The sequence below is a fragment of the Streptomyces sp. NPDC048211 genome (assembly GCF_043202315.1).
Classification (GTDB): domain Bacteria; phylum Actinomycetota; class Actinomycetes; order Streptomycetales; family Streptomycetaceae; genus Streptomyces.
In genome coordinates this window covers 36,883-62,411 of the sequence record NZ_JBIDAD010000006.1, presented here as the reverse complement: position 1 = coordinate 62,411, position 25,529 = coordinate 36,883, and the positions used below count along the sequence as shown (strand labels likewise).

Sequence of the window (25,529 nt, the reverse complement as noted above, 5' to 3'; positions counted from 1 at the left end):
CAAGCGGCGCGGCACGGCCGGTGCGGCGGGCGGGGGCAGCTGGTGGGCCGGCGGGGGCGGCGGCTCGTCCTGCGGCGGCGGCAGCGGCGGCCATTCGGGCGGCCACTCCGGTGGCCATTCGTGTGGCGGGGGTTCGTCATGTGGCGGGGGCTCGTCGTGCGGCGGCGGTTCGTCGTGCGGTGGCGGGGGCGGATGCGGCGGAGGCAGCTGACACGGGGCAGCTGGTCCGCGGCCGGGCAGGCACGGCCGGCCCGGACGCCCGGCGGGACAGGAGGGAGACCCTCTAAGTCCCGCCGGGCGTCTTTTTGTTGGGCTGTGCGGCGCGTTGCCGGTGAACACCTGAACCGGCAGGCCCCCGAGGGGATGGAAACCACGCCAAGTTGGGTAAAAACGCTGCGAGTGCGGCGTAGTTCGTGATTCCCTCGGTTGAGAGAACATTCAGCCCTCGGACCCCAGTTGGACCTGATCGGGCGCTTCCCACCTCCCACGTGCACCACCTCGGGGCGCCCCCTGTCCACGTGTCCATGTGTGTTTTGCGGAGCCGACCCATGCTCACGACCCTTCATACGGCCTATTCCGACACCTGTGCCGCCGATCTGGCCTGGGCGCTGGGGCGTGAACCGCTCCCGGCGCTGGCCGTCCTCGACCTCCGGCTCGGGGCTGCGCAACTGCAGTTGCGCCTGCTCGGCGCCTCTCACCAGGTGCTTCTGGAGGAGGAACGCGGCAGCTGTTCCGAAACCGTCGCCTGTATCCCCGGCAGCAGCACCCCCCTGCCCTTAGGCGTCTCCAAGCGGCTGGGGGACTGGGAGTACGAGTTCGCGGCGCACGTCGAGACGCTCGGTGCGGGCTCCTTCGCGGGACGCGCGCAGGAGCTGCTGGCGCTCGTCGCCGACCATCCCCACGGGCTGGCCGGGACGTTCCCGGGGAGCCCGCACGCCTTCACCGCCATGTTCGCCCAGCGGACCGACGGCCAGGTGCGGTGGCGCACCTGGCACGCGTACCCGCAGGAGGGCCGGCTGGTGGTCACGCGGACCCGGGTCGGCGTGCGGATGCCGGCGACGGCGGCGCTGTGACCGGCTCCAACTCCGTTGGCAGTGCGCCGATTACACCCTTGTGGGTGACAAGCGGCGACGTTTCCGTGACGTAGCGTTCGCGGCATGATCGACCAGCAGGTGCCGCTGCGAGGGGGCGCGGCGCGGCTTCCCGTGCGGCCGAGGACCGGCAGGTATCTCGTGCTGGCCACCGTCTTCATCTGCGCCGCCTGCGGGCTGGTGTACGAGCTCGAACTGGTGGCACTCGCCTCCTACCTGATCGGTGACTCGGTCACCCAGGCGTCCGTCGTGCTGTCCGTGATGGTGTTCGCCATGGGCATCGGCTCGCTGCTCGCGAAACGTTTACGCAGCCACGCCGCGGTCGGCTTCGGCCTGATCGAGGCGGCCCTCGCCCTGGTCGGCGGCTTCTCCGCGCTGGTGCTCTACGCCTCGTTCGCCTGGATCGGGGAGTCGCGGTACGCGCTGGTCGGGTTCTCGCTGGCGATCGGGGTCCTGATCGGTGCGGAGATCCCGCTGCTGATGACGCTGATCCAGCGGGTGGACCGGCAGGACGCGGGCGGGGCCGTGGCCGACCTCTTCGCCGCCGACTACGTGGGCGCGCTGGTCGGGGGTCTCGCGTTCCCGTTCCTGCTGCTGCCGATGCTCGGGCAGCTCACGGGCGCGCTGTTCACCGGGGCGGTCAACGCGGCGGCGGGCGGTGCGCTGGTCCTGTGGCTGTTCCGGCGGGATCTCACGGCCCGCTCCCGGTGGCTGCTGATCGCCGCCAACGTGGCGGTGATCGTGGTGCTCGCGTCGGCCGCCCTGCTGGCCGACGACTTCGAGCGGGCGGCGCGGCGGGCGGTCTACGGCGACCAGGTGCGGGTCGCGGTGCAGACCGAGGTCCAGGAGGTCGTGCTGACCGGCGCCGACCGGGGCTCGCTCGACCTCTACCTGGACGGGCGCCTGCGGGTCAGCTCGCGCGACGAGTACCGCTACCACGAGGCGCTGGTCCATCCTGCGATGAACGGGCCGCACGCCCGGGTGCTGATCCTGGGCGGCGGCGACGGTCTGGCGGCCCGTGAGGTGCTGCGCTACCCGGACGTGCGGAGCGTGACCGTGGTGGAGCTGGACCCCGCCGTCACCCGGTTGGCCCGTACGGACCGTGCGCTCTCCGCGCTGAACGGGCACGCCTACCGGGACCCCCGGCTGACCGCCGTGACCGGGGACGCGTTCAGCCGGCTGCGGACGGCGCACGACCGTTACGACGTGGTGATCGCGGACCTGCCGGACCCGGGGATCTCGGCCAGTACGAAGCTCTACTCGGCGGAGTTCTACGGCTTGGTCGCCCGGGCCCTCGCTCCGGACGGCCGGCTGGTGGTGCACGCGGGGCCGGCCGTGACCCGGCCGCGCACGTACTGGACGGTCGAGGCGTCGGTGCGCGCGGCGGGGCTGCACACCCGCCCCTATCGGATCAGCGGGCGGTACGTCGGATTCGCGCCCGGCCCCGACCGGGCGACGGACCGGACGGCGCAGGTGCACGGCTGGGGGTTCGTGCTGGCCGGCCCCGTCGTGGCACCGGCCCTCGGCCTGGACCCGGGGGCGCCGCGGCTGCGGTCCGTCACGGGCCCGGCGCTGCGGGACGCGGGGCGGCGGGCGGAGTCCGGGCGGCTGTGGGACCAGGCGCCCTCGACGCTCGTGCACCCGCGGTACTGGGAGGAGCGGTGAGCGGGGCGCGCCGGGCCCGTGCGGCGGTCTTCGAGGGGGCCGAAGCGCTGACGTGGTGGCCGGGGCTGAGTAGGCTCGGTTTCCATGGAGCATGAGGTGTTCGTTCCGGTTCCGGTCCCGGCCCTTCGGCGGACGCTGGCCGATCCTGCCCGGGTCGCGCGCTGTGTGCCGGGGCTTCAGCAGGACGCCGACACGTCCGCGGGCCCGCTGGCCGGCCGGCTCAAGGTCCGCGCAGGCGGCCACACCATCACCTATCGGGGCGCGTTGCGGCTCACCCTGCCGACGGCCGGGGAGGCCGGTGAGGCCGCGTACGCCCTGTCCGTGGCGGGCGAGGGGACGGAGGCGCGGGGCACCGGTTCGGCGAAGCTGGCCCTGACCGTCCGCCTCACCGAACGCGACGGCGGTACGGCGATCACCTTCGAGGGCACGGTGAGCGGCGACGGCCGCCTGCTGGAGCTGGACCCGGCGGCCGCGCTGTCGACGGCCCACCGTCTGCTGGACCGGTTCGCGCAGCAGCTGGTGACGGAGTCCCTTGCCGAGCACACGCCGGGGGCCGACGGGGCCGCGGGGACGGACGGGGCCGCGGGCACGGACGGGTCCGCGCGCGACGTCGGCGGGGATGCGGGTGACGTGGACGAGCCCGGTGCGGCCGTCGCCGCCGAGGAGCAGGCCGTAGGGGAAGCGGTGGAGCAGGCCATCGAGGAGGCGGCCGAGGAGTCGGACATCCCGGGTTCCGCCGAGGCCGGGCACCCCCACGAGGCGGCCGCGGACGAGGAGCCGGGGGACCAGTCCCCGGACCATGCCTCCGTCTTCGACACCCCGGTGCCGCCGTCGTCGCTGGACCCGGTGGCCGGGATCGAGTTCACCGTCCCGGACGGGCCGCCGGCCGAGGCCGCGCATGCCCGGCGCACCATGATCGGCCGCAGTGCGGAGGAGGTCGACCACGCTCCGCCGCGCGGCCGGTACGCCCCCGTGCCGTCGCCCGATGCGACCGGTGCGGGCGCCACGCTGCGCTGGGTGGCCCCTGCGGCCGCGCTCGCCCTCGCCTCCGCGGTGGTGGTGGGCCGGGCGCTGCGGCGCCGGAGGTAGCCGCGCCAGTAGGGTCTTCGTGTGAGCAGCAGCGAGAAGGACGTCCGGCTGTCCGTCGGCGACGCAGAGTTGACCGTGAACCCCGCCAACGGCTGCCGTATCAGCAGCCTGCGGATCGGTGGTACCGAACTGCTGCGGCAGGGGGAGCGGTACGGCTGCTTCCCGATGGTGCCGTGGTGCGGGCGCACCGAGAACGGGCAGTTCCACAACGGCGGTGTGGCGCATCAGCTGCCGCTGACCGCCCCGCCGCACGCCATCCACGGCACAGGCCGTGACACGGCCTGGCACACCGCGCGGGCGAGCGGAACGGAAGCCGCGTTCTACTACGACCTGACCGACCCCTGGCCGTACCCGGGCCGGGTGACCCAGACCTTCGAACTGGCCGAGTCCTCACTGACGTTGGCGTTCGGCGTCGAGACGTACGGGGACTCGTTCCCGGCACAGGCCGGCTGGCACCCGTGGTTCCGGCGCAACCTCGGCAGCGGCGAGGACGTCCGGATCGACTTCGACGCCGCATGGCAGGAGGAGCGGGGCGAGAACCATCTGCCGACCGGGCGCCGGATCCCTCCCCTGGCCGGACCGTGGGACGACTGCTTCGGCATGCCCGACGGTGTCGATGTGACCCTCACCTGGCCGGAGCAGCTGGAGCTCACGGTGAAGAGCCGCACCGAGTGGGTCGTGGTCTACGACGAGCAGGACGAGGCGGTCTGTGTGGAGCCGCAGTCGGGCCCGCCGAACGGACTGAACACCGCGCCCCGCTACGTCACCCCGATCGAGCCCCTGGAGATCGCGACGACCTGGAGCTGGCGCGCTCTCTGAGCGCGAGGCGCTACGGGCCTCGCGTACGGACCGCTACCGGGCGCCTTATCCTCGTAGCCATGACTGACGTACGTGCTGAGCTGTTGCAGCAGATCAAGGACAAGGCCGTGATTCACGGCAAGGTGACGCTCTCCTCCGGTCTCGAGGCCGACTGGTACATCGATCTGCGCCGCATCACGCTGGACGGCAAGGCCGCTCCGATGGTCGGTCAGGTCATGCTCGACGCCACCGCGGAGCTGGACTACGACTGCGTGGGCGGGCTGACGCTGGGGGCCGACCCGGTCGCCACGTCGATGCTGCACGCCTCCGCCGCTCGCGGGCAGGAGCTGGATGCCTTCGTGGTGCGCAAGGCGCAGAAGGCCCACGGCATGCAGCGCCGGATCGAGGGCACGGACGTGAAGGGCCGCCGCTGCCTGGTCGTCGAGGACACCTCGACGACCGGTGGCTCGCCGCTGACCGCCGTCGAGGCCGTGCGGGAGGCGGGCGGCGAGGTCGTCGCCGTCGCCGTGATCGTGGAGCGGGGCGCGGCTCCGGCCATCGCCGAGGCGGGCCTTCCGTACGTTCACGTCTACTCGGTTCCGGACCTCGATCTGTCCTGACGCTGCTCTGACCTGCGGTTTCCCTCAAGGGGGGTCGGTTTCACGTGAAACCGACCCCCCTTGTCGTATCCCTGCAGCGGGAGCCCGCGAACGCTGGGGGAGTACACCGGGTGGAGCCGAAGCCAGAGTCTGGGAAGATGGGGGCGACGATGACGTCGCCCCCAGGTCAGGGAACCAGCAACGCACACCCGCACATCCCAAGGAGCGGACAGATGCCCATCGCAACCCCCGAGGTCTACGCCGAGATGCTCGACCGGGCGAAGGCAGGCAAGTTCGCCTACCCGGCCATCAATGTGACGTCGACGCAGACCCTGCACGCTGCGCTGCGCGGTTTCGCTGAGGCCGAGAGCGACGGCATCGTTCAGATCTCCACCGGTGGGGCGGAGTTCCTGGGCGGCCAGTACAACAAGGACATGGTCACGGGCGCTGTCGCCCTCGCCGAGTTCGCGCACATCGTCGCCGCCAAGTACGACATCACGGTCGCGCTGCACACCGACCACTGCCCCAAGGACAAGCTGGACACGTATGTCCGTCCGCTGATCGAGGTCTCCGCGGAGCGCGTCGCCAAGGGTCTGAACCCGCTGTTCCAGTCCCACATGTGGGACGGCTCGGCCGAGACGCTGGCCGACAACCTGGCCATCGGCCAGGAGCTGCTGGCCAAGGCGGCCGCCGCCAAGATCATCCTTGAGGTCGAGATCACCCCGACCGGTGGCGAGGAGGACGGCGTCACCCACGAGATCAACGACGAGCTCTACACGACCGTCGACGACGCGCTGCGCACCGCCGAGGCGCTCGGTCTGGGCGAGAAGGGCCGCTACCTGCTGGCCGCGTCCTTCGGCAACGTGCACGGCGTCTACAAGCCGGGCAACGTCGTCCTGCGTCCGGAGCTCCTCAAGGACCTCCAGGAGGGCGTCGCCGCCAAGTACGGCAAGGCGTCCCCGTTCGACTTCGTCTTCCACGGCGGCTCCGGCTCCACCGCCGAGGAGATCGCCACCGCGCTGGAGAACGGCGTCGTGAAGATGAACCTCGACACCGACACCCAGTACGCCTTCACCCGCCCGATCGTGGACCACGTGTTCCGCAACTACGACGGCGTCCTGAAGGTCGACGGCGAGGTCGGCAACAAGAAGGTCTACGACCCGCGCAGCTGGGGCAAGTCCGCCGAGGGCGGCATGGCCAAGCGCGTCACGGAGGCCTGCGCCAACCTGCGGTCCACCGGCACCAAGCTGAAGTAAGTCCGTCCGTACGGATGTCTGCGTGGGCCCGGTATCCCCTTGGGGTGCCGGGCCCACGCCATGTCCGTGCCCGGCAGGAACGATGTGAGGAAACAGCTGTGAGCACGTCCTACGACTTCGACACCGTCATCGACCGGCGCGGCACCTGGAGTGTGCAGTGGGACGGCGTCGCGGACCGGTTCGGTGTGGACGGACTGCTGCCGTTCACGATCTCGGACATGGACTTCGAGACGGCCCCCGAGGTGTTGGCCGCCCTGCGTGACCGGCTCGGCCACGGCGTGTTCGGCTACACGGACTGGCGGCTGGGCGACTTCCGTCCGGCGATCGCCCACTGGTACGCGACGCGGTACGACACCACGATCGACACCGAGCGGCTGGTGTACGGGCCGTCCGTGCTCAGCCAGTTGTCGCAGCTGCTCCAGATGTGGACGGCCGAGGGCGACGGCGTGGTCGTCCACACCCCGACGTACGACGGCTTCCGCAAGGCGGTCACCGGGCTCGGTCGTGAACTGCGGGGCGTGGGTCTGGGGGACACGGCCGCGCTGGAGCGGGAGCTCGCGCGGGAGGACAGCAAGGTCCTCGTGGTCTGTTCGCCGCACAACCCGTCGGGGCGGGTGTGGACGGAGGCGGAGCTCGTCGAGATGGCCTCCCTCGCGGCACGGCACGGGGTCGCCGTGATCAGCGACGAGATCCACGCGGACTTCGTGCACGACGGGCGCCCGCACGTGCCGTGGACGCGGGTGGGGGGTGACGGGCGCTGGGCGCTCATCACCTCGGCCTCGAAGGCGTTCAACTTCCCGGCACTGACCGGTTCGTACGGACTCATCGGCCGAGCGGAGGACCGGACGGAGTATCTGCGCCGGATGGAGACCGCGGAGGGCCTCGCCTCGCCGGCGGTCCTCTCGCTGACCGCGCACATCGCCGCCTACCGGGACGGCGCGGCCTGGCTGGATGCCGCGCGCGCGTATGTCGCCGGGAACCTGGCACTGGTCGCCGAACGGCTGAACGCGGCGTTCCCGGGTCTGGAGTGGGAGCCGCCGCAGGCCGGATACCTGGCCTGGATCGATCTGCGGCGGGCGGGTGTACAGGACGACGAGGCGCTCCAGCGCGTGCTGGTCGAGCGGGAACGCGTCGCGGTGATGCCGGGGAGCGTGTACGGGGCGGAGGGCTTCGTACGGCTGAACGTGGGGTGCGCGCGGAGCAAGGTGGAGGCGGGGATCGCGGCGCTGATCCGCGGGGTGGAGGCGGTACGGGCGCCCTAAGGGCTGTCCGGGGGCCCGGGAGGGCGAGGCGATGCGCGGCTTGAACGGGCTGGACGGGCTTGAGTTTGCGATGCTGAGGCCATGGCGGAGAGCTCAGCAGGTCCCACCGGCATTCGTGTCGCCTCCCCCACCGGCCGCTGGGTCGTCCTCACGACCGTGCTCGGGTCGAGCATGGCCATGCTCGACTCCACCGTCATCAACGTCGCCCTGCCCCGCATCGGCGAGGACCTCGGCACCGGCCTGGCCGCTCTCCAGTGGACCGTCAACGCCTACATGCTGACCCTGGCCGGGCTGATCCTCCTCGGGGGTGCGCTCGGTGACCGGTACGGGCGACGGCGGGTCTTCGTCATCGGCGTCGTGTGGTTCGCCGCCGCCTCGCTGCTCTGCGGTGTCGCGCCGAACGCCGACGTGCTCATCGCCGCCCGCGCCCTCCAGGGCGTCGGCGGTGCCCTGCTCACCCCCGGGTCGCTCGCTCTGATCCAGGCGAGTTTCCACCCGGACGACCGGGCCCGCGCGGTCGGGCTGTGGTCGGGGCTCGGCGGGGTCGGCGCCGCCGTCGGCCCCTTCGTCGGCGGGTGGCTCGTCGACGGGCCGGGCTGGCGGTGGGTGTTCCTGCTCAACCTGCCGCTCGCCGCGATCTGCGTACCCGTCGCCCTGCGCCACGTACCGGAGTCCCGGGACCCGTACCAGCACGGCCGCTTCGATGTCCTGGGTGCGGCTCTCGGGGCCGTCGCGCTCGCGCTGGTGACGTACGCGCTGATCGAGGCGCCGGGGCAGGGCGCGTCCCCGGCGGTGATCGGGTCAGCGGTGGGCGGGGTGCTGCTCGGCGCCGCGTTCGTCCAGGTCGAGCGGCGGCGGCCGGATCCCATGCTGCCGCCGTCGGTGTTCGCGTCCCGGCAGTTCACCGCCGTCAACCTCGTCACGCTCTGCGTCTACGCGGCGCTGGGCGGCTTCTTCTTCCTCTCGGCCATCCAGCTCCAGGTCGTGGCGGGGTATTCCGCGCTCGGCGCCGGCACCGCACTGCTGCCGACCACCGTCCTGATGCTGCTGTTCTCCGCCCGGTCCGGCGAGCTGGGCCGGCGCATCGGCCCCCGTATCCCGCTCACCGCCGGTCCGCTGATCGCCGCCGCCGGGATGCTGCTGATGCTGCGCGTCGGGCCGGGGTCCGACACCGTGACCGGATACCTGACCGACGTACTCCCCGCCGTCGCCGTCCTCGGCGTCGGCCTGGTCACCCTCGTGGCGCCCCTCACCGCGACCGTCCTGGCCTCCGTGGACACCACCCGGGCCGGTCTCGCCAGCGGAATCAACAACGCGGCGGCCCGCGCCGCCGGGCTGATCGCGGTGGCCGCCCTGCCCCTGCTCGCCGGGATGGGGCCGGAGGCCTACCGGGACGCCGGGGAGTTCGCCGCGACCTTCCGGCGGGCCATGCCGATGTGTGCCGGGCTGCTGGTGCTCGGCTCCCTCATCGCCTGGGCGACCGTGCGCACACCGCCGGCATCCGTGCAGGAGACCGTGCAGCCGGAGTGCACGGTGAACTGCGGCGTCACGAGCCCCCCACTCGAACCCGCACCGGAAACCGGTCGCTAAGGGCTGTCCCGTAATCCCTGGCGGGCGCACGACGACAGCTACGGCACCTCTCCCCCGTAGCCTCAACGGCACGGGGGGACCCCCTCCGTTGTCGGAACGCCCGAATGCATCCAGTATGCGGGCGCCCCTCCGCCTTGCGATGCACCGCATCTGACGCCGCGCGCTGATCCGCCAGGGATTACGGGACAGCCCTCAGCCCCGGCGCGTTCACGGCCATTGTGCGCACCGTGTGCCCGGGCGGCCCCGGTGCCAGGCACACTTGCACCATGTCGATCCACGAGAACCTGCTCGGGGGCCCCGCCCCGACCCACCTGCCCGACGACCCGGAACCGCGCGAGATGCTGGCCGCCGGCACCGCGCCCGCCGACGTCGCGGCGAAGTACCCGACCTCCTCGCTGGCCTGGGCGCAGCTCGCCGACGAGGCGTTCGAGGGCGGCCGGGTCATCGAGTCGTACGCCTACGCGCGCACCGGCTACCACCGCGGGCTCGACGCCCTGCGCCGGGCCGGCTGGAAGGGCCACGGTCCCGTGCCGTTCGAGCACGAGCCGAACCGCGGCTTCCTGCGCGCCCTGCACGCCCTCGCGCGCGCCGCGCAGTCGATCGGGGAGCAGGAGGAGTACGAGCGCTGCTCGACGTTCCTCCGCGACTCCTCGCCGACCGCCGCCGAGACTCTCGGCTAAGGGCTGTCCCGCGATTCCTGGCGGGCGCACGACGACAGCTACGGCACCTCTCCCCCGTAGCCTCAACGGCACGGGGGGACCCCCTCCGTCGTCGGAACGCCCGAATACATCCAGTATGCGGGCGCCCCTCCGCCTTGCGATGCACCGCATCTGACGCCGCGCGCTGATCCACCAGGAATTGCGGGACAGCCCTTAGGTCTCTCGTCCGGATCATGCCGGCCCCGTGGACGATCACCGTCCACGGGGCCGCTGCCGTTCGCGGGAGAGGTCGTTAGGATGCCGGCAGGGGACCGGAGCTCCACCACCTCACGGTGGGGGCGGACCGCTACCCGGAAGCTCGTGTCGAGGAGACAGCGATGTCGACGATTCACCCCGACCCCGAAGCCACCGGTGCGCAGACCCCGCACCTCGACTTCGCGGGAACGACTCCGTACGAGGACTATGTCCAGGCGGATGTCCTGACCCACCTCCAGCACCTCCGCTCGGACGACCCCGGCGAGATGGTCTTCCTGGTCACCACCCAGGTCATGGAGCTGTGGTTCACCGTCATCGTCCATGAGTGGGAGACCGCCGCGCACGCCCTGCGCCAGGACCGGCTGGACGTCGCACGCGACGCGCTGAAGCGGTCCGTGCGGGAGCTGGAGGCGCTGAACGCCTCATGGACGCCGCTCGCCCAGCTCACCCCCGCCCAGTTCAACTCCTACCGGTCCGCGCTCGGCGAGGGCTCCGGCTTCCAGTCGGCGATGTACCGGCGGATGGAGTTCCTGCTCGGCGACAAGTCCGCGTCCATGCTCGTGCCGCACCGGGGTGCGCCCCGCGTCCATGCCGAACTGGAGAAGGCCCTGGCGGAGCCGGGTCTGTACGACGAGACGCTCGCCCTCCTCGCACGGCGCGGCCACGCCGTGCCCGAGGCCGTGCTCGGCCGCGACCTCACGCAGAAGTACGAGCCGTCGCCCGAGGTCGAGGCCGTCTGGGCGGAGATATACGCCAACCCGGACCAGCACGACGAGCTGGTCCGCCTCGGCGAGGCGCTCACCGACGTCGGCGAGCTCGTGTGGCGCTGGCGCAACGACCACCTCGTCGCGACCCGGCGGGCCATGGGTTCCAAGACCGGGACGGGTGGTTCCGCCGGGGTCGCCTGGCTGGAGAAGCGCGCCACGAAGAACGTGTTCCCCGAGCTCTGGACGGCCCGCAGCCATGTCTGACCTCCAGGAGCGCGCACAGGCGCTCGACACCGCGGACGAACTGGCTCCGCTGCGCAAGCTGTTCACTCTCGACGACACCGTCTACCTCGACGGCAACTCGCTCGGCGCGCTGCCCCGCCACGTGCCGGCCCGGCTGCAGGAGGTCCTCACCCGCGAGTGGGGCGAGCTGCGCATCCGGTCCTGGGACGAGAGCGGCTGGTGGACCGCGCCCGAGCGGATCGGCGACCGCATCGCGCCGATCGTCGGGGCGGCCGGCGGCCAGATCGTCGTCGGCGACTCGACGAGCGTGAACGTCTTCAAGGCCGTCGTCGCCGCGACCCGGCTGGCGCCCGGGGGCCGCGACGAGATCCTGGTCGACGCCTCTACGTTCCCCACCGACGGGTACATCGCCACCTCGGCGGCCCGGATGACCGGCCACCGGATCGTCCCGGTCGCCCCCGCCGACGTGCCGGGCGCGCTCGGCCCGCGTACCGCCGCGGTCCTGCTCAACCACGTCGACTACCGCTCGGGCCGGCTCCACGACCTGCCCGGCCTCACCGCGGCCGTGCACGCCGCGGGCGCGGTCGCCGTCTGGGACCTGTGCCACAGTGCGGGCGCGCTGCCCGTCGGACTGGACGAGCACGGGGTGGACCTGGCGGTCGGCTGCACGTACAAGTACCTCAACGGCGGCCCCGGTTCGCCCGCGTACCTGTACGTCGCCGAGCGCCATCAGACGGCCTTCGACTCGCCCCTGCCGGGGTGGACGTCGCACGCCGACCCGTTCGCGATGACCCCCGGATACACACCCGCGGACGGCGCCGTACGGGGCAGGGTCGGGACCCCCGACATCCTGTCCATGCTGGCGCTGGAGGCGTCCCTCGACGTCTGGGACGGGGTCGGGATCGACGAGGTCCGGGCCAAGTCCCTGGCACTGACGGACTTCTTCCTGGAGTGCGTCGACGCGTACGCCCCCGGGGGCCGGGTCACCTCCGTCACCCCGGCCTCCCACGCGGAACGCGGCAGCCAGGTCGCGCTGAGCTGCGACGATGCCGAACCCGTGATGGGCGCACTCATCGCGCGCGGCGTCGTCGGGGACCTGCGGCGGCCGGATGTGCTGCGGTTCGGCTTCACCCCGTTGTACGTGGGGTTCGCCGACGCGGAACGTGCGGCGCGCGTGCTCGCGGACGTGTTGGCCGGTACGGCCGCTCCGGCGGCGTAGGCTGCCGGATCAGTCCGGCGACCGGCTCGCCCCGGTCGCCGGACCAGCAGCACCGTGGCCGCGACGGCGGTCGACGTCCAGGGGGTGGCACCGGATGCTCTTCGACACCGACACCGACACCGACACCGACACCGACACCGACACCGACGCCGACATCAACTCCGGTGGCGGCATCGACGCCGATGGTGAGGACCCGGGCGGCCTCGCCGGGTACGTCCGGGCCTCTCGCGAGGTCCTCGCCGATGTGGTGCACCGCCCCGAGGACCTTCGCGCGCTGTGCGACATCGGCTTCCCGCAGCGCCCGTTCCGGCTGGCCCCGGTCCTCACCGCGGACGGCTGTGCGGTCGAGGGCGGCCGCCCCGTGGTGGACCTCGGGGACGAAGTGGAGATGATCGAGGAGGAGTCCGGCGTACTGCTCCTCTTCGGAGCGGTCCAGGGCTGGTACCTCTTCCTCCACCTCGGCGACGGCACGGTGCACGCAGTCCCCGACGCGAGGGAGCTCTTCGACGGGGACCTGCGCCCGGTCCACACCGACCTCTCCTCGCTCCGGCACCTGCTGGAACTGCTGCACCGACGGGCGCTGAAGGTGGACCGCGAGCGGACCGGTGGCGACCGGAGCACGCCGCCCGCCGACCGGAGCACGCCGTATGCCGAACTCGCCCGCTTCGCCGACGGGATCCAGGCCGAGTTCGCCCGCGTCGACCCGGTGGCCTTCTCCGAGGAGGAGTCCAGGGAGAGCCTCTGGGTCTACTTCTTCGGCGACTTCCGGGACGGGCTGTACGGCAGGTACTACTCCCGGCCCGGCCGGGTCTGACGCCGGATCACCTGCCGCGGGGAGGAGGGCGCCTCCGTACTGATACCGTCCCCGCAGGTCAAGCCAGTTGGGCATGTCACAGGGACGGTTGGAGCAGCATGTCGGATTCTGCCGCGCGTGATCAGGACGCAGCCGAGACCGAGTCGGCGTTCTCGCATCCGGTGGTCGCCCCCGATGTCTCCGCCGCCTACGGCAGCCACCCGGACCAGGTGATCGACTTCTACGCCCCGCGCGACGAGCGCGTCGGCGCACCCGTCGTGGTCGTTCTGCACGGCGGGGCATGGCGTGCACCGTACGACCGGCTCCATGTGTCGCCGTTCGCGGACTTCCTGGCCCGGCGCGGCTTCGCCGTCGCCAGCGTCGAGTACCGGCGCGGCAGCGAGCTCCCGCAGCAGCGGGGTACCGGCCCCGTCGCGGGCCGCTGGCCGGAGACCTTCGACGACGTCGCCGCGGCGATGGACGCGCTGCCGGAACTCCTGGCGCGGCACCTTCCCGCGGCGGACGCCCGCCGGATCGTCGTCACCGGGCACTCCGCGGGCGGGCAGCTGGCCCTGTGGGCCGCCGCCCGCCACGTCCTCCCGGAGGGCTCCCCGTGGCGGCTGCCGCGCCCGCCCGCGCTGCGCGGCGTGGTCGCGCTCGCCCCGATCGCGGACTTCACCGCGGCCGTCGCCCTGGACGTGTGCTCGGGGGCGATCGGGCAGTTCCTGGGGCGCGAGGAGGACTTCGCCGAACGCGGTGCGCACGCCGACCCGGCCCTGCTGCTGCCCACCGGCATCGCGACCGCCGTCGTGCAGGGCACCACCGACCTCACCGTTCCGCAGGCCGTCTCGGAGGCGTTCGTCGACGCGGCGGCGAAGGAGGGCGAGACGGTGGGGCTGACGCTGCTGCCGGACGTCGGACACTTCCCGCTGATCGACCCGGCGGCCGACGCGTGCGCCGTCGTCGCCGAGGAGATCGCCCAGCTGGCCTGGTGAGACCACGTGGACGGGGGACCCGGGTAGTACTTGCGACGGACGGTTCAGGATCCGTATCGGTGCTGACGACCCCGGACGCCGCGCCCCCTACCGTGGAAGCGTGACCAACACCAAGACCAGAAGCCCGGAGCTCCGGGTGGCCGCAGGGGCGATAGGCGGCCTGCGCCAGGACCTCATCCACGACGCGTTCGCCTACCGTCCGCTGCCGCCGATGCGGACCGACGGGGTGCTGACCCGGAGGCTGCCGGAGCGGCTCCGGGCGCGTGCCGAGTGGACGCCGCACGCGGTGGTCCTGGCGGCCGCGCTGCTCGCCTTCATGATGGGGTTCTCCCTCACGGGCAACGCCGGAGTCCTCGTGTCGGGGCTGCTGCCCGCCGTCTGCGTCGCGATGACGCTGGTCAGGCCGGTCGGGGCGTTCTGGATGTCGATGGCGCTCGTCCCGGTGACCATGGTCGTCGGTGGCGGCGACGGGCCGTGGGGGCCGAGCTCCTTCTTCGCGCACCTGGTGGTGCTGGCCGTCGTCGCGGCGAGGACCAGGCCGCGCACCGCGGCCTGGATGTGGGGCCTGACCGTGCTGTTCGGCACGCTCCTGGAGAACGCCGCAGGATGGGACTCCGCGCCGTCCACCGCGGCCATGGCGGTGGTCTCCGCGTTCGCGCTGCTGGTGGTCACCGTGGTGCAGGTCCGCCGGGAGGCGGAGCGCGAGGTCACCGTGCAGCGCACCGTCACCGCCGTCGAGCGCGACCGGCGCACGCTGCTGGAGGAGCGCACCACCATCGCCCGTGAGCTCCACGACGTGGTCGCCCACCACATGTCGGTCGTCGCGATCCAGGCCGAGGCCGCCCCCTACCGGGTCCAGAACCCGCCGCCGGAGCTGGAACAGGCCTTCGTCACCATCCGGGAGAACGCCGTCGCGGCCCTCACCGAACTGCGCCGTGTCCTGGGCGTCGTACGGGCCGAGGACTACGAGGCGCCGGACGCCCCGCAGCCCACCCTGGCCGAGCTGGACGGGCTCCTCGCCAATGTCGGCGAGGCCGGGCTGCCGGCGGAGAAGACCGTGACCGGTGCGGTGCGCGAGCTGCCGCAGGGCGTGGAACTGTCGGCGTACCGGATCATTCAGGAAGCCCTCAGCAACAGCCTGCGGCACGCACCGGGCGCCACCGCCAAGGTCGAGATCGGCTACGTGCTGGGCGGGCTCGGGCTGCGCGTCGTCAACGGTCCGCCGACCGGTCCGGTGAAGCCCTCGCCCGGCGCCGGGCACGGGATCACGGGCATGCGGGAGAGGGTGGCGATGCTGAACGGCGAGATGACGGCCGAGGCGACCGCGGAAGGCGGTTACGAGGTCACCGCCTTCATCCCCGTGCAGACCGCCCCCTCCGACGCGCCCTCCGGCGCCCACAAGGAGCAGTCATGACGGCCCCCGCCGCCGCGCCGATCCGGGTGCTGATCGTCGACGACCAGATGATGGTCCGCGAGGGCTTCTCGGTCCTCCTCAACGCGATGCCGGGCATCGAGGTCGTGGGCGAGGCGGTCAACGGGCGCCAGGCCGTCGCCCAGGTCGCGGCGCTCCGGCCCGACGTGGTGCTGATGGACATCCGGATGCCGGAACTCAACGGCATCGAGGCCACCCGCGAGATCGTCGCCGCCGACGCGGACGCGAAGGTGCTGGTGCTCACGACCTTCGACCTCGACGAGTACGTCTACCAGGCGCTGCGCGCCGGTGCGTCCGGCTTCCTCCTCAAGGACGCCTCCGCCCGGCAACTCGCGGACGGTGTGAGGGTGGTGGCCTCCGGCGAGGCGCTGCTGGCCCCCACGGTCACCCGGCGGCTGATCACCGAGTTCTCCAAGCTCGCGGCGGCGCCGCGGCCACCGGCCCTCGCTCAGATCGGTGATCTCACCGAGCGCGAGACGGAGGTGCTCGTCCTGATCGCCCAGGGGCTGTCGAACGCGGAGATCGCCTCGCACCTGGTGGTCGCGGAGTCGACGATCAAGACGCATGTGAGCCGCATCCTGGTGAAGCTGGGCCTGCGCGACCGCACCCAGGCGGCCGTCTTCGCCTACGAGGCCCGGCTGGTCACGCCGTCCTGAGGCGGTCCGGCACGGTGGGGCGGGTGGCGCCGGCGGCGCGGGCTGTGCCGTTGGGACGAGGTCCGGCACGGTGGGGAGGCGGCCTGCGTCGGCGCGAGGTGGGCCCGCGCACGTGTGCGGGGCAGCGGGGACGTGAGGTGAGCAGCCAGGACGTGAAGCCGGCGGCGGGTACGTGAGGCGAGCGGCAGGGGCGGGGAGCGGGCGGCAGGTCAGTGAGAAGCGGGCCGCGCCGGGCGAGGGGACCCGTGCCGGGGGCAGGGCTGGCCCGGGCGCGGGTGGCCGGTTAGCGTCGGTCCATGGACCAGCCCACTCCCTCCGCCCCCGGCCCCGACGCCCCGTTCGACCCCTGGTCGGCGGCGTTCGTCGCCGACCCGTACCCCGCCTATGCCGAGCTGCGCGCCACCGGCCGGGCGCACTGGTTCGAGCCGACCCGACAGTGGCTCGTCCCGCACTACGCCGATGTGTCGGGACTGCTCCGAGACCGGCGGCTGGGCCGGACCTATCTGCACCGGTTCACGCACGAGGAATTCGGCCGGACGCCGCCGCCCGCCGCGCACGAGCCGTTCGAGACGCTCAACGGGCAGGGGCTGCTGGACCTTGAGGCGCCGGACCACACACGGATCCGCCGGCTCGTCTCCAAAGCGTTCACCCCGCGCACCGTCGAACAGCTCCTTCCGACCGTCCAGCGCCTGGCCAACGGACTTGTCGACGACTTCGTCGCCCAGGGCGGGGGCGATCTGCTGACGGCGGTCGCGGAACCGCTGCCGGTCGCCGTGATCGCCGAAATGCTGGGCATCCCGGAGTCCGACCGTGCTCCGCTGCGGCCCTGGTCGGCGGCGATCTGCGGAATGTTCGAACTCAACCCGTCCGAGGAGACCGCCCGCGCGGCCGTCCGCGCCTCCCTCGACTTCTCCGCGTACCTGCGCGAGCTGATCGCCGAGCGGCGAGGCAACCCGGGTACGGATCTCATCTCCGCGCTCATCGCCGCCCATGACGAGGGCGAGCGACTGACCGAGCAGGAGATGGTCTCCACGTGCGTCCTGCTGCTGAACGCGGGACACGAGGCGACCGTCAACACCACCGTGAACGGCTGGTGGACGCTCCTGCGCCACCCGGAGCAGCTGGCCGCGCTGCGGGCGGACCACGGGCTGCTGCCCACCGCGGTGGAGGAGCTGATGCGGTACGACACCCCGTTGCAGATGTTCGAGCGCTGGGTGCTCGACGACATCGAGATCGACGGCACGGTCATCCCGCGCGGCTCGGAGGTGGCCCTGCTCTTCGGCTCGGCCAACCGCGACCCCGCCCGCTTCGCCGACCCGGACACCCTGGACCTCGCCCGGCAGGAGAACCCGCACATCACCTTCGGCGCGGGCATCCACTTCTGTCTCGGAGCGCCGCTGGCCCGGGCGGAACTGGCTGCCTCCTTCGGTGAACTGCTGCGCAGGGCGCCGGGCATGCGGCTGATCTCCGAACCGGAGTGGAACCCGGGCTATGTGATCAGGGGCGTGAAGGAACTGCGCGTCGAGCTCTGACGGGGAGGTGCCGGGGCGGCGTCTGCGGCCCCGGCCCGGCCTTTTCCCCCGTCCGGGCGGCCTGCGGCCCCGCCCCGCCTTTCCCGGGTGGCCTCTGTGGTCCGGCAACCCTTTCCCGGTCCGGCGCCTCAGCCGCTCAGCATGTCGCGTCGCCGCAGTGCCGCCAGGCCGCCCGCGACCAGTGCCGCCGCGACCGCGGTGAGCAGCACCACCGGCCCCCATTCCATGCCCGCCGCCCCCGGAAGCTTCGGCAGGTGCGTGAACGGCGATATGTCCATCACCGGCTGCGGCAGGTCCAGGGCGGGGCCGATCCAGCCCAGCGCGAGGCAGAGCCCCACCAGTCCCCAGCCCGCAGCGGCGGCCTTCGGCAGCGCCCCGTACAGCAGGACCGACACTCCGCCCAGCAGCCAGACGGCGGGCAGCTGCACCAGCGAAGCACCGAGCACGGCAGGGAGTTCGTGTCCGTAACCCGCCGCCAGGCCGAGGCCGCCGACCGTCATGATCAGGGCCGCGCCGCCGAAGGCGATGAGCAGATGGCCGGCCGCCCAGCCGATCCGGCCGACCCCGCCCGCGAGCACCGGTTCCGCGCGCCCGGCGGTCTCCTCGCCGTGCAGCCGCAGCACCGAGGAGACGATGTACAGCGCGGCCACCGTGCCGAGCACGGAGACCATGGAGGCGAGGAAGGCGTCGGTCAGACCTGACTGTCCGCCCATCCGCTCGAAGATCTCCTTGGTCTTCTCGTTGTCCCCGACGAGATCGGCGGCGCCGCCGGTCAGCCCGCCGAAGACGACGCCGACCGCGGCGAACGACAGCGTCCACCCCAGGAGCGCACCGCGCTGGAGGCGCACCGCCAGGCCGGCGGCGCTGGAGATCCGGCCCCGGGCCGGACCGGGCCGTGTGGCGAGGAAGCTCATGCCGACGTCGCGGCGCCCGGTCAGCGCGTACGCGACGGCGCACTGCGTGGCCACGGCGCCGGCCATCACGAGGAGCACCCACCACCGCTCGTCCGCGTACGGCCGGGTGTTCTCCGCCCAGCCGAGAGGGGAGAGCCAGGTGAGGACGGACGAGCCGTCGTCCGTCGCGGAGTCGCCCGCCGCCTTCAGAACGAACGCGGCACCGATCACGGCGGCGGTCAGCCCCTTCGCGAGCCGCGCGCTCTCGGTGAACTGCGCGGCGATCGCCGCGGTGCAGGCAAACAGCGCTCCGACCCCGGCGACGGACAGCGCGAGCGCCACCGCTCCGGCTCCGCCCGCCCCGGACCCGGCCATGCCTGCCACGATCATCAGGGCCAGCGCGGCATTGGCGACCAGCGCGGCGAGCAGCGCCGCGGTGAGCGGCGCCCGGCGGCCCACCATGGCGGAGGAGAGCATCTCCTGACGGCCGGTCTCCTCTTCCTCCCGGGTGTGGCGCACGACGACGACCAGGCTCATCACCGCGGCCAGCGCGGACCCGAAGGCGATCATGCGCCAGCTGACGAGCCCGCCCACGGAGTCGCCGAACACGGGCCCGTACATCGCGCGCACCGAGCTGTTGCCGTTCATCGAGGCGGCGAGCTCGGCACGGCGCCCGGCCGTGTCGTAGAGCGAGGAGATGGACGTCCCGACGGAGGAGAACGATCCGCCGAGCACGATCACCCAGAGCGGCATGATGATCCGGTCGCGCCTCAGGGCGAGCCTCAGCAGGGTCCAGGTCCCGGCGAGCTGCCCCGTTCCGGCCCGGCGCCCGGTCCCGGTCGTCACGGCCATGGTCGCGGCAGTCATCGCGCGGCCACCCCCGCGCCGTGTCCCGCACCCTGTCCGGCGTCCTGTTCCGCGTCCGCCGTGTAGTGCCGCAGGAAGAGCTCCTCCAGGGTGGGCGGCGTGCTGGTCAGGGACCGGACGCCGGAAGCGGAGAGCGACTTGAGGACGGCGTCCAGCCGGTCCGTGTCGACCTGGAGCGTGACCTGACGCCCCTGGACGTCGAGGGCGTGCACCCCGGGCAGCCCCGCCAGCCCCTCGGGTTCGGTGGCCAGCTCGGCGGTGATGTTCGTCCGCGTCAGGTGGCGCATGCCGGCCAGTGAGCCGGTCTCCACCGTCCGTCCCTGCCGGATGATGCTGACCCGGTCGCAGAGCGACTCGACCTCGCTGAGGATGTGGCTGGAGAGCAGGACCGTCCGCCCGCGGTCGCGCTCCTCGGCGACGCAGCTCTGGAAGACCTCCTCCATCAACGGGTCGAGACCGCTGGTCGGTTCGTCCAGGATCAGCAGGTCCACATCGGAGGCGAACGCGGCGACCAGGGCCACTTTCTGCCGGTTGCCCTTCGAGTACGTCCGGCCCTTCTTGGTGGGGTCGAGCTCGAACCGGTCGACGAGATCGGCGCGCCGGGCGTCGTCGAGACCGCCGCGCAGCCGCCCGTACAGATCGATCACCTCGCCGCCCGAGAGGTTGCGCCACAGGGTGACGTCACCGGGGACGTACGCCACTCGCCGGTGCAGTTCCACCGCGTCGCGCCACGGGTCCCGGCCGAGCAGCTGGGCCGCACCGGAGTCGGCCCTCAGCAGGCCCAGCAGGACCCGGATGGTGGTGGACTTCCCCGATCCGTTGGGCCCGAGGAAACCGTGGACCTCACCGGACTCGACGGTCAGGTCGAGCCCGTCCAGCGCATGTGTCCGGCCGAAGGACTTGTGCAGTCCGGCCACGGTGATTGCCTTCGTCATGATTTTGAACGTACGCTACGTTCACAAATTTGTGAAGTTAAGGAAGCGTATAAACTCGGATGAGTGACTCGGGCGAGTGACAGGAGCCGGGGCGCGGAAGGGACGAGGCACGGGTGGTCAGCGAATCCGCAGAGGGCGCACGAGAACCGCAGGACGTGGCCCGGAGGCGCGAGGTACGGGACGGGCGTGACCCGGAGGCGGTCTCGCGGTTCGTCGAGCGCTTCGCGTCCGAGATGACCGAGGCGGGAATGCAGCGGATGGCGTCCCGCGTCTTCGCCGCCCTCCTCGCCGACGACGACGCCTCCATGACCTCGGCCGAGCTCGCCCTGGCCCTGCAGATCAGCCCGGCCGCCGTGTCCGGTGCGGTCAGCTACCTCACCCAGGTCAGCATGGTCGGCCGCGAACGCGAACCGGGCTCACGCCGCGATCGCTACCGGCTGCACAACGAGATCTGGTACACCACCTTCGCCAGTCGCGACCGGGTGCTCACCCGCTGGGAACAGACCCTCAGGGACGGCGCGCGGACGCTGGGGGAGCACACACCGGCCGGCGCCCGGATCGCCGAGACGGCGGCCTTCTTCGAGTTCATGCAGTCGGAGCTGGGCGCGATGATGGACCGCTGGGAGGCCCACCGGAAAACCCTCGACCTGCCGCCGGCCGACGACGCATCGGACGCCTGAACGGCGGACCGAGGGGTGCGCCGTTCAGGTGCTTCGGCCGCCCCCGTCCCTGGTCCTCCGCCGTCGGGCAGCGTCGGCCTCCCGGTTCGCGCCCGGCCCATCGCCTCGACCAGGCCCACGCTCGGTCCTCCGCCCCTGCCGGCATCGGCCTCCAAGGCCCCGCTCAGCCCTCCGCCACCGGCAGCATCAGCCCCCACGCCCCCGCCCGCACCGTCCACGTCCGGGTCCGCACCGGGCCGCCGACCTGTATGTCCGCCCGGTAGCGGAAGTCCGCGCCGGACACCGTGACGGCCTTGGCCTCCGTGGTCACCGGAGCGCCGTCCGGCGCGTGGATCGTCACCTCGGCGAGGCCGTCGTCGCCGCTGCCCGAGGTTACCGTCACCGATTCGACCGGGCGGTCCAGATCGTTCAGCACGACGCCGTCCACCTCGACGCGCAGCCGGTGCGTGGCCGGTGGGGCCGCCGGCTCCGAGGGCGCGGGGTGCACCAGGGTGCGGACCAGGGAGCGGCAGGTGTCCCAGACCGCGGTGACACCCGTGCGGTCCGACTGCGTGCCCGGGGCGCGGCTCAGGGGCGGAATGCGCAGCGCGCCCAGGACGACGCCGTCGCTGTCGTCGACCAGCAGGTCCAGCCGGCGCACCGCGCCGTCCAGAGCCGTACGCGCCGCCGCCACCGCGCCCTTCGGCACGCCGAGTGAATGCGCGAGTTCCAGCGCCGCCGCGGCACCGACCGGGATGAGCGACATGGCGCTCATGGCTGGTTCTCGCTCCCGGTGGAGCAGGGTCACCGCGCGCCGCAGCGCCCGGTCGTCGCCTATGACCACCGGCCTTCGGGTACCCCGGCGGGACAGGGCCCGGGCGAACTCCTCGGGTCCGTCGGGGAGACAGATCTTGAGCTGCGAACCGGCGCTCAACACGTCTTTTGCGATCCGGACGGACTCGCCGTCCGTCCGGCGGGCGACCGGATCGATCACCACCAGCAGATGGGGCGCACCGTTACCGGGGGGCTGGGCAGCCGACACCTCGGTCCTTCCTCGGGTAGCATCTTGGTGCAAGAGCCCCTTGCGCTATTGCGCCAGGGGCTTCGTCTATTCCGGGGCACCCGGTTCGACGGTTCAGGCCTTGTCGTACAACGTCGTACGGCATGTACGGCGTTTACGTACGCCCCCTGACCTTGGACATGCCCCGCCCGGAAGGGGTGTACGCCTGTGCCCGCACTTGTGCTGCTCGGTGCTCAGTGGGGTGACGAGGGCAAGGGAAAGGCCACCGACCTCCTCGGTGGATCCGTGGACTATGTGGTGCGCTACCAAGGCGGCAACAATGCCGGCCACACGGTGGTCGTCGGTGACCAGAAGTACGCACTTCATCTCCTCCCCTCCGGAATCCTGTCACCGGGGTGTACCCCGGTCATCGGTAACGGTGTCGTCGTCGACCCTGCGGTCCTGCTCTCCGAGCTGAGTGGGCTGAACGACCGCGGCGTGGACACGTCCAAGCTGCTGATCAGCGGTAACGCTCATTTGATCACCCCGTACAACGTCACGGTCGACAAGGTGACGGAACGGTTCCTCGGCAAGCGCAAGATCGGTACGACCGGGCGCGGCATCGGCCCGACGTACGCGGACAAGATCAACCGGGTCGGCATCCGCGTCCAGGACCTCTACGACGAGTCGATCCTGGAGCAGAAGGTCGAGGCGGCCCTGGAGCAGAAGAACCAGCTTCTGGCCAAGGTCTTCAACCGGCGCGCCATCGAGGCCGGCAAGGTCGTCGAGGACATGCTCCAGTACGCGGAGCAGATCAAGCCCTACGTCGCCGACACGACGCTGATCCTGAACAACGCCATCGACGAGGGCAAGGTCGTCCTCTTCGAGGGCGGCCAGGGCACGCTGCTCGACGTCGACCACGGCACGTACCCCTTCGTCACCTCGTCGAACCCGACTGCGGGCGGCGCCTGCACCGGTTCCGGCGTGGGCCCGACGAAGATCAGCCGGGTCATCGGCATCCTCAAGGCGTACACCACCCGTGTCGGCGCCGGTCCGTTCCCGACGGAGCTGCTCGACGAGGACGGCGAGGCGCTGCGCAGGATCGGTGGCGAGCGCGGTGTCACCACCGGCCGTGACCGCCGCTGCGGCTGGTTCGACGCCCCGATCGCGCGGTACGCGACCCGGGTCAACGGCCTGACCGACTTCTTCCTCACCAAGCTGGACGTGCTGACCGGCTGGGAGCAGATCCCGGTGTGCGTGGCGTACGAGATCGACGGCAAGCGCGTCGAGGAGCTCCCGTACAACCAGACCGACTTCCACCACGCGAAGCCGATCTACGAGATGCTGCCGGGCTGGTCCGAGGACATCACCAAGGCGAAGACCTTCGGCGACCTGCCGAAGAACGCCCAGGCGTACGTGAAGGCGCTGGAGGAGATGTCCGGCGCCCCGATCTCCGCGATCGGTGTCGGCCCCGGCCGCACCGAGACCATCGAGATCAACTCGTTCCTGTAGGCATACGGGAGCGGAGGAGGGCCGGGACGCGAAAGCGCACCGGCCCTTCTGTTTGCCCGCCCTCGGACCTTGGCCCTTCTGTCCACCCGCCCCCGGAGCCCGGCCCTCCTGCTCAACCGTCCTCCCGCTCCCGGCCCTCCCGCTCCCGGCCCTCCCGCTCCCTGCCTTCGCGATGGCCCGCCTCAGTCCTCCCCGCAGATCCTCAGCCCCTCCGGAGTCGCGCACGGCAGGTGGCCGTGGGTGCGGATGACGTCCTGCCCGCTGCCCCGGCTGAGGTAGGAGAGGAAGCTGGAGGCCAGCGAGTCGGCGGGCGGACTGCCGTACGTGTACGCGTATTCGATCTCCCGGTACGGGTAGGTGCTCGTGCCGATCGTGTCGACGGAGGGGGCGGCGCCGTCGATGGCGATCTGGTGCGCCCCGGCCGGTTTGGTCCCCGTACGCAGTTCGCTGTAGCCGATCGCGCCGTCGAGCCGGCCGACCTCGGTCAGGACCTGGTCGGTGGAGTCGAGTTCGCAGCGGATGACCTGGGCCTCGGGATCGTCCTTCGTGGTGCAGTCGCGGGAGGACTGTGCGGGTTCGTTGCGGCCCAGGACGCGGCGCTGGAACACCTCGCGGGTACCGGAGTTGGCGTCCCGGCTGACCAGGAGGACGGGCAGGTCGGGGCCGTCGAGCTGTTTCCAGTTGCGGATGTCGCCGCGGTAGACCGAGCGGATCGCCTCGCGGCTGAGGTTCTTCAGCGGAACCCTGTCGTTGACGACCAGGCGGAAGAGCGAGACGGCGACACGGTTCTCGCGCAGTTGCGGGAAGCCGCTGGGCTTGGGGCCGTCGGAGAGGGCCACGAGGGCGGGCGAGCCGGACTTCCCGGCCCGGGCGCCCCGTTCGGCCAGTTCTCTTATCCCGGCGGTACTGCCGTGCGGGTCCACGGTGATCGTGGCGCCCTCGCACGCCTTGCCGTACTTCTCCGCCAGTTCGTCCAGGACCGGCTCGAAGGCGGTGGAGCCGGTCACGGTCAGCTCGCCGCGGGCGCAGCCGATCGGGGGCGGGGTGTCGTCCCGGACCAGGATGATGGAGGCCAGGGTGACGACGCAGACCGTGAGGGCCACGGTGATGAACCGGGCGGCCCGGCCGAACAGCGGGGGCTTCTCGTCCGGGCGGGCCGCCGTGTTCGGCCGCACCTCGCCGTCCCGGATGCCGCCGGTGATCCGGACGGGGCTGCCGACGCGTGAACCGGTGAGCAGGACCAGGAGTTTGAAGTGCTCGCCCCGGTTGAGCGGGACGCGCGGCAGCCGGATCAGGGACCCGCTGCCCCGGAGTCCCTCGGACGGGGTGAAGTGGTCCATGAGGTGGTCGGCGCCCGGGGAGTGGGTGACGGCGATGCCCCGCACCCGGCGTTCGGTGAATTCGACTACCAGCCCGTGGAGTTGCCCGTCCGGTCCGGTGTAGTCGCCGCGGTCGATGGACTGCGAGCCGTCGTTCTCGATGCGGAGCAGGACGAGGGTGGCGTCCGCCATGTCTGGGGTCTCGTCGAACAGGCCGAGCCGTACGTTGGCCCGCGCCTGGCTGACCTCGCTGCCGATCGGGGTGTCCATCTGCACCCGGTAGCCGATGCGTTTGCGGCGGGGGACACGGCGCTCGTACCAGAGCACGCCCACGGAGGCGAGGACGCCCAGCACGGCGGTGAATACGGCCACGATGTTCTCGGCGCTGAACCACTCCACGGCCCGTTCCCCCTCGGCTGCCGGACGTCTGTACGAGTGCGGGTCACCGTATGCAGCGCCGGGGGCGGGCGCGGGTCAGTACCGCCTTCCGTCGCCAGGTGTTC

Annotated in this window: 22 protein-coding genes; 18 read left to right on the top strand and 4 right to left on the bottom strand. The window is 72.0% G+C overall.

Annotated elements, in window-relative coordinates:
- Positions 1–548: 548 nt before the first annotated feature.
- The 16 genes from ACGFZA_RS22565 to ACGFZA_RS22490 all read left to right on the top strand — a co-directional run bounded on the left by ACGFZA_RS22565 (position 549) and on the right by ACGFZA_RS22490 (position 17,841).
- The gene (locus ACGFZA_RS22565) at positions 549–1,073 is read left to right on the top strand and encodes a DUF2617 family protein (protein WP_393681452.1); all 525 of its coding nucleotides are present in this window, start codon (positions 549–551) and stop codon (positions 1,071–1,073) included.
- 84 nt (positions 1,074–1,157) lie between these two features.
- The gene (locus tag ACGFZA_RS22560; RefSeq protein ID WP_393681450.1) at positions 1,158–2,756 is read left to right on the top strand and encodes a polyamine aminopropyltransferase; all 1,599 of its coding nucleotides are present in this window, start codon (positions 1,158–1,160) and stop codon (positions 2,754–2,756) included.
- 84 nt (positions 2,757–2,840) lie between these two features.
- Positions 2,841–3,845, top strand: a complete 1,005-nt coding sequence (locus tag ACGFZA_RS22555) for an SRPBCC domain-containing protein (protein ID WP_393681448.1) — start codon at positions 2,841–2,843, stop codon at positions 3,843–3,845.
- 21 nt (positions 3,846–3,866) lie between these two features.
- Entirely contained in the window at positions 3,867–4,664 is a 798-nt protein-coding gene (locus ACGFZA_RS22550; RefSeq protein WP_385282878.1) for an aldose 1-epimerase, read from the top strand.
- A gap of 59 nt (positions 4,665–4,723) precedes the next feature.
- Positions 4,724–5,263 carry an orotate phosphoribosyltransferase gene (gene pyrE / locus ACGFZA_RS22545; protein ID WP_393681445.1) on the top strand — a complete coding sequence of 180 codons (540 nt, stop codon included), beginning with the start codon at positions 4,724–4,726 and terminating at the stop codon, positions 5,261–5,263.
- Positions 5,264–5,475: 212 nt separating this feature from the next.
- Positions 5,476–6,498 carry a class II fructose-bisphosphate aldolase gene (gene fbaA, locus ACGFZA_RS22540; protein ID WP_385289134.1) on the top strand — a complete coding sequence of 341 codons (1,023 nt, stop codon included), beginning with the start codon at positions 5,476–5,478 and terminating at the stop codon, positions 6,496–6,498.
- A gap of 98 nt (positions 6,499–6,596) precedes the next feature.
- The gene (locus tag ACGFZA_RS22535) at positions 6,597–7,760 is read left to right on the top strand and encodes a MalY/PatB family protein (protein WP_393681443.1); all 1,164 of its coding nucleotides are present in this window, start codon (positions 6,597–6,599) and stop codon (positions 7,758–7,760) included.
- An 81-nt stretch (positions 7,761–7,841) separates the two neighbouring features.
- Complete coding sequence (locus ACGFZA_RS22530) at positions 7,842–9,350, top strand: MFS transporter (RefSeq protein WP_393681441.1); 1,509 nt, start codon at positions 7,842–7,844, stop codon at positions 9,348–9,350.
- A gap of 266 nt (positions 9,351–9,616) precedes the next feature.
- Positions 9,617–10,030 (top strand): DUF3151 domain-containing protein, encoded by a 414-nt coding sequence (locus ACGFZA_RS22525; protein ID WP_393681439.1) that lies wholly within the window; start codon positions 9,617–9,619, stop codon positions 10,028–10,030.
- A 356-nt stretch (positions 10,031–10,386) separates the two neighbouring features.
- Entirely contained in the window at positions 10,387–11,235 is an 849-nt protein-coding gene (locus tag ACGFZA_RS22520) for a tryptophan 2,3-dioxygenase family protein (protein ID WP_385284652.1), read from the top strand.
- Positions 11,228–12,433, top strand: coding sequence for a kynureninase (gene kynU, locus ACGFZA_RS22515; RefSeq protein WP_393681436.1), 1,206 nt, complete (start codon positions 11,228–11,230; stop codon positions 12,431–12,433). Before ACGFZA_RS22520 ends, kynU begins: the two co-directional genes overlap by 8 nt.
- Positions 12,434–12,527: 94 nt before the next feature.
- Entirely contained in the window at positions 12,528–13,247 is a 720-nt protein-coding gene (locus ACGFZA_RS22510) for an SUKH-4 family immunity protein (RefSeq protein WP_393681434.1), read from the top strand.
- Positions 13,248–13,345: 98 nt separating this feature from the next.
- Entirely contained in the window at positions 13,346–14,221 is an 876-nt protein-coding gene (locus ACGFZA_RS22505) for an alpha/beta hydrolase (RefSeq protein WP_385284644.1), read from the top strand.
- Between the two features lie 100 nt (positions 14,222–14,321).
- Entirely contained in the window at positions 14,322–15,635 is a 1,314-nt protein-coding gene (locus tag ACGFZA_RS22500) for a sensor histidine kinase (protein ID WP_393681431.1), read from the top strand.
- Entirely contained in the window at positions 15,632–16,309 is a 678-nt protein-coding gene (locus ACGFZA_RS22495) for a response regulator transcription factor (protein ID WP_362539279.1), read from the top strand. The genes ACGFZA_RS22500 and ACGFZA_RS22495 overlap by 4 nt, the downstream gene beginning before the upstream one ends.
- A 296-nt stretch (positions 16,310–16,605) precedes the next feature.
- Positions 16,606–17,841, top strand: a complete 1,236-nt coding sequence (locus ACGFZA_RS22490; protein WP_393681428.1) for a cytochrome P450 — start codon at positions 16,606–16,608, stop codon at positions 17,839–17,841.
- 128 nt (positions 17,842–17,969) lie between these two features.
- Here ACGFZA_RS22490 and ACGFZA_RS22485 read toward each other — a convergent pair whose 3' ends face one another.
- Together ACGFZA_RS22485 and ACGFZA_RS22480 are read right to left on the bottom strand one after the other, a co-directional pair.
- Positions 17,970–19,601: an ABC transporter permease gene (locus ACGFZA_RS22485; protein ID WP_385284635.1), complete on the bottom strand. Its 1,632-nt coding sequence runs from the start codon at positions 19,599–19,601 to the stop codon at positions 17,970–17,972.
- Entirely contained in the window at positions 19,598–20,536 is a 939-nt protein-coding gene (locus tag ACGFZA_RS22480; RefSeq protein WP_385284632.1) for an ATP-binding cassette domain-containing protein, read from the bottom strand. The genes ACGFZA_RS22485 and ACGFZA_RS22480 overlap by 4 nt, the downstream gene beginning before the upstream one ends.
- A gap of 233 nt (positions 20,537–20,769) precedes the next feature.
- On the opposite strand from ACGFZA_RS22480, the gene ACGFZA_RS22475 reads away from it, so the two are divergent.
- Positions 20,770–21,216, top strand: a complete 447-nt coding sequence (locus ACGFZA_RS22475) for a GbsR/MarR family transcriptional regulator (protein WP_385284664.1) — start codon at positions 20,770–20,772, stop codon at positions 21,214–21,216.
- A 163-nt stretch (positions 21,217–21,379) separates the two neighbouring features.
- Here the strand turns inward: ACGFZA_RS22475 and ACGFZA_RS22470 are convergent, their stop codons facing one another.
- A complete protein-coding gene (locus ACGFZA_RS22470) occupies positions 21,380–22,237 on the bottom strand; it encodes a diacylglycerol kinase (RefSeq protein WP_393681425.1) in 858 nt (285 codons plus the stop codon).
- 186 nt (positions 22,238–22,423) lie between these two features.
- Between ACGFZA_RS22470 and ACGFZA_RS22465 the strand changes: the two genes are divergently transcribed.
- On the top strand, positions 22,424–23,707 hold the full coding sequence (locus ACGFZA_RS22465) for an adenylosuccinate synthase (protein WP_393681423.1): 1,284 nt from the start codon (positions 22,424–22,426) through the stop codon (positions 23,705–23,707).
- A gap of 182 nt (positions 23,708–23,889) precedes the next feature.
- Here the strand turns inward: ACGFZA_RS22465 and ACGFZA_RS22460 are convergent, their stop codons facing one another.
- Positions 23,890–25,425, bottom strand: coding sequence for a substrate-binding domain-containing protein (locus ACGFZA_RS22460; protein WP_393681421.1), 1,536 nt, complete (start codon positions 25,423–25,425; stop codon positions 23,890–23,892).
- Positions 25,426–25,529: the final 104 nt, after the last annotated feature.

Coding starts and splice junctions, on each gene's coding strand:
- ACGFZA_RS22490 (WP_393681428.1), top strand. CDS start 16,606: ATGGACCAGCCCACTCCCTCCGCCCCCGGCCCCGACGCCCCGTTCGAC.
- ACGFZA_RS22555 (WP_393681448.1), top strand. CDS start 2,841: ATGGAGCATGAGGTGTTCGTTCCGGTTCCGGTCCCGGCCCTTCGGCGG.
- ACGFZA_RS22560 (WP_393681450.1), top strand. CDS start 1,158: ATGATCGACCAGCAGGTGCCGCTGCGAGGGGGCGCGGCGCGGCTTCCC.
- ACGFZA_RS22495 (WP_362539279.1), top strand. CDS start 15,632: ATGACGGCCCCCGCCGCCGCGCCGATCCGGGTGCTGATCGTCGACGAC.
- ACGFZA_RS22480 (WP_385284632.1), bottom strand. CDS start 20,536: ATGACGAAGGCAATCACCGTGGCCGGACTGCACAAGTCCTTCGGCCGG.
- fbaA (WP_385289134.1), top strand. CDS start 5,476: ATGCCCATCGCAACCCCCGAGGTCTACGCCGAGATGCTCGACCGGGCG.
- ACGFZA_RS22525 (WP_393681439.1), top strand. CDS start 9,617: ATGTCGATCCACGAGAACCTGCTCGGGGGCCCCGCCCCGACCCACCTG.
- kynU (WP_393681436.1), top strand. CDS start 11,228: ATGTCTGACCTCCAGGAGCGCGCACAGGCGCTCGACACCGCGGACGAA.
- pyrE (WP_393681445.1), top strand. CDS start 4,724: ATGACTGACGTACGTGCTGAGCTGTTGCAGCAGATCAAGGACAAGGCC.
- ACGFZA_RS22510 (WP_393681434.1), top strand. CDS start 12,528: ATGCTCTTCGACACCGACACCGACACCGACACCGACACCGACACCGAC.
- ACGFZA_RS22565 (WP_393681452.1), top strand. CDS start 549: ATGCTCACGACCCTTCATACGGCCTATTCCGACACCTGTGCCGCCGAT.
- ACGFZA_RS22520 (WP_385284652.1), top strand. CDS start 10,387: ATGTCGACGATTCACCCCGACCCCGAAGCCACCGGTGCGCAGACCCCG.
- ACGFZA_RS22485 (WP_385284635.1), bottom strand. CDS start 19,601: ATGACTGCCGCGACCATGGCCGTGACGACCGGGACCGGGCGCCGGGCC.
- ACGFZA_RS22475 (WP_385284664.1), top strand. CDS start 20,770: ATGACCGAGGCGGGAATGCAGCGGATGGCGTCCCGCGTCTTCGCCGCC.
- ACGFZA_RS22505 (WP_385284644.1), top strand. CDS start 13,346: ATGTCGGATTCTGCCGCGCGTGATCAGGACGCAGCCGAGACCGAGTCG.
- ACGFZA_RS22530 (WP_393681441.1), top strand. CDS start 7,842: ATGGCGGAGAGCTCAGCAGGTCCCACCGGCATTCGTGTCGCCTCCCCC.